Origin of the sequence: Brevundimonas sp., from assembly GCF_013823285.1 — a bacterium.
GTDB lineage: Bacteria > Pseudomonadota > Alphaproteobacteria > Caulobacterales > Caulobacteraceae > Brevundimonas.
This window is the reverse complement of record NZ_PNLV01000163.1, coordinates 1-3,575: the sequence shown is the minus strand read 5'-3', so window position 1 is coordinate 3,575 and position 3,575 is coordinate 1. Positions and strand designations below refer to the sequence as shown.

Annotated in this window: 1 protein-coding gene; it reads right to left on the bottom strand. The window is 65.2% G+C overall.

All coding sequences use genetic code 11. From position 1 onward, the window contains the following. The coding region (locus C0461_RS13875) for a DNA methyltransferase (protein ID WP_292107835.1) at positions 1-3,381 on the bottom strand (3,381 nt) is incomplete at its 3' end. Between the last annotated feature and the right edge of the window lie 194 nt (positions 3,382-3,575).

Genomic DNA, 3,575 nt, shown 5'->3' with positions numbered 1-3,575 from the left:
GGGGAGGGGGGTGGCGTCGCCGTAGCGGACGAGGGTGGCCAGGGCCTGGACGACGCGTTGTTCGATCTTCCTGCCGCCGTTCTTGAAGGCACGGGACACGGCGGCGGCGTCCATTGGACGGCCGGAGGCCTGAAGCACGGCGCGGATGGCCATGACCTGTTCGCCCTTATCCTTGGGGAAGGGGGGAAGGGCCTTGTCGATGGGAACCACGGTCGCGCCCAGATCCAGTTCGCCGGATTTCGCGGCGGCCCCCTTGGCGAAGCGGGGGATCTGGTAGTCGGGGCGCAGCCAGCGGAAGTGACCGGCGGCTTCCTCGGCCGCGCGCTCGGCGTTCAGGGCGACCAACTTTTCCAGAATCTGTTCGTCGGTCAGGTCGTGAGGCCAGCCGTAGGCGTCGGCGGTCGCCCGGTCGATCTGGTCGTGCAGGTCCTTGAGGATCAGCACCCGGCCGCGATCCTTCACATCGGCCTCGGCGGCGGTGAGCTCGGCCCCGGCGCGGACCTTCTCCAGCACATTGTAGAGGCTGGTCAGGGTCAGGTCCGGATGCTGGGCCTGAACGGTCTTGCGGGTGGCGTCGAGCTCCTCGCCGAGGGCGCGGAGGGTGGCGCGGATGGCGTCGTCCGGGTCGGGGAAGGGGAAGGGGTCGAAGCAGCGGGATTTGTTATAAACAGGCCGGCTTTCAAGAGTGCCGCCCGCAGAGAGAGACCAGTGGCGATGATACCTTGACGACAGAACCGCGAGGAACAGAGCATCATCCAGAGCGATGTTCACCAGTCGGTGCTCGGGAAGGTACGTAGTTGGTAGGAACTGAAACTCGCGATGCTTCGCCGTTTCGGGAAGTGAGATGAACCGAGGAAGGTCCGCGATTGCGAAGCGCAGGTCGGGACGGTTTCGGCCGAACAGCCACCAATCGCGTCGGAACTGCTGGTCTCGATTGATCGCGCGTTCGGGTTTGACCGTTGCGAGAAGGTGCTGAAACAGTCGAGGGTAGTCTCGACGCAGAGTGCCTTCGCTCATGCCGTGTGTGTCGATCACGAAGCGTGTCCGGAAGTTCTGGACGAGGTCTCGCCCGCTTGCGAAACGCCTCAGCAGTGCGTCCTCGCTTGATCCTCCAGTGAGATACTCTGCCTCGGCAGGCTCAAGGACAAATCCTCGTCCAGCCAGCATGACCCCGTTCCACGAGAGACCCGCATTTGCTTTGAGCTCGGTCGTCCTTGTCAGGTCTGCACCCGCCGAGAGATCTGCGTTGATGCGGCCGAGAGTGTAGGCAAAAGTCAGTTCGGGTTCGTCTGAATCCAAAGCGCGCTCGGTCAAGACCTCGTAGCGAAGCCCCTGTGCGATACCGCGCTGAGCAACCGTCATCGCGATACGGACAGCGGCGGCGTCCCGAGTCGCCTTGGTCCAAGGGTGATCAGGAATTGCAAAAACGAGAGACAGTGGCGTCTTGCCGCTCATGTGACGTTCGATGACACGACGGTCAAAAGTCTGGCGGATGGAGTTGGTGCTCACGAACCCAAACCGCCGCAGGATCGATTTCTTTTGCGCTAGAGTCTCCGCTGCACGGTCCCACCAGTGCATGACGAAATCGGCGCTTTCGTTGATTTGCGGGTTCGCCCGAAACAGCGCTGCCACATACTCATCAGACAGGGCCTCTCGCATATCCTTGCCTTTGCCCAAGAACGGCGGATTCCCGACGATGAACTCCGCCTCCGGCCACGCCGGTCGCTGTGCGTTCGGATAGACCGGGACGGGGCCGCCCCCTCCACCAGCCTTCGGCTGGTCCCCCTCCCCCGATGGGGGAGGAATGGTGGCGAACTGCAGCTCGGGATAGCCGTCCCAGGTCAGGACCGCGTCCTTCTGCTGGATGTTGCCGAAGGCTTTCAGGATGGGTTCGGCGGGATGTTCGGTGCGGTTGCGGTAGTGCTGTTGCAGGTAGCCGATCCACAGCACCAGTTCGGCGATGGCGGCGGCGCGGACGTTCAGCTCGATGCCGAGGAACTGGTGAGGGTCGACCTCCTCCAGCCCGATGCCCTCGGTTTCGCCCAGCTCGGCCAGGGCCTCCAGAACCTCGCCCTCCAGCTTCTTCATCAGCTCCAGCGAGACATAGAGGAAGTTGCCGGTGCCGCAGGCGGGGTCCAGCACGCGGGTGGTGCAGAGCGTATGGTGGAAGGCGCGGACGGCGGCGACGGCTTCCTTTGCTTCCCCCCGTTCCTTGGCGTCGGTCACGCGCAGCTGAACGTCGGCCCAGTCCTGACGCAGGGGCTCCATGACCGTGACCTGGACCAGACGCTCGACATATGAGCGCGGGGTGTAGTGGGCGCCCAGCTTGCGCCGCTCGGACGGGTCCAGCGCCTGTTCCACAAGGGTGCCGAAGATGGCGGGCTCCACATAGCGCCAGTCGTGTTTCGACGCCGCAAGCAGTTCGCCGATCTCCTCGCGGCCCATGGGGAAGGCGCGGGCGTCCTTGAACAGGCTGCCGTTGAAGTGGCGCAGGTGCGACTTGAACAGGGAATAGAAGCGGTCCTTGTGGTCCGGCGCGTCCATCTTGCGCCACAGCTCTTCCAGCAGCGGGGCGAAGGTGGCGGGACCATTGAGGCAGTCTTCCAGCAGGGCGGTGAACTGGCCCCGGGGCAGCAGGTCCACGTCCTCGGCGAACATGGTGAAGATGCAGCGCATGAGGAAGTGGGCGACCTCCTCGGCCGGGTGTTTCGCCTCCAGCGTCTTCGACACTTCCGCCAGCCGTTTGGCAATTTCGCGGGTGACGCGGGCGGCCTCGCGCGACGGGTCGAGCGCCTGCGGGTCGGTCCAGATGGCGACGAGGCGGTCGCGGACCTTTTCGTCGCGCAGGTCCTCCAGCCGGATGCGGAAGCTCTTGCGGTCGGGGAAGTGGGTGTAGGCGCGGCCCGAGCCGGAGAAGTCGGCGTAGATCTCGAAGACGTAGCCCACGTCGCAGACGATGATGAAGGGCGGGGCCGGGTGATCGGGCGGCAGGCGGAAGACATAGTCCTCGGCCTGACGGCGGGCGTTGCGCATCAGCACGTCCCACTTGCCCTGGGATGCGGCGACGGATTTGGTCTCATCCTCGCGGAACAGGGCCTGCTGCTGGTCGTCGCGGTGTTCGGCGCGGGACTGCTTGGCCTCGAGGATGAAGCAGCCGCGCTTGTACAGGTCGATGCGCAGGGTGGAGGCCATGCCTTCGGAGTCGCGCCGCTTCACCCCGCGCTCGAAGACGTAGTCGTTGAGGGCGGTGTCGTGGCCGGCGGGGTCGGGCGAGGGGACGCCGATGGCCTGGCACAGCTCGCCGAGGAACATCTGATAGTTGGCGCGCTCGGCCCCGCCACGGGCCGCGCTCCATTTGGCGATGAAATCCTCGAGGTCCAAGCCGTCCTCCCCCTGCGGCGCGCACTTCGCCCATGTGACGCGGCGGTGGCAAGGGGGGAGGCCCCCCTTCCGTCACCCTCGGGCTTGTCCCGAGGGTCCATACGCGCGGACGGGGCGGGGGTCGCGCTGAGAGTTCCGTGATTATGGATTCCCGGCACAAGGCCGGGAATGACGAAATGATGGGAGGCTTGACT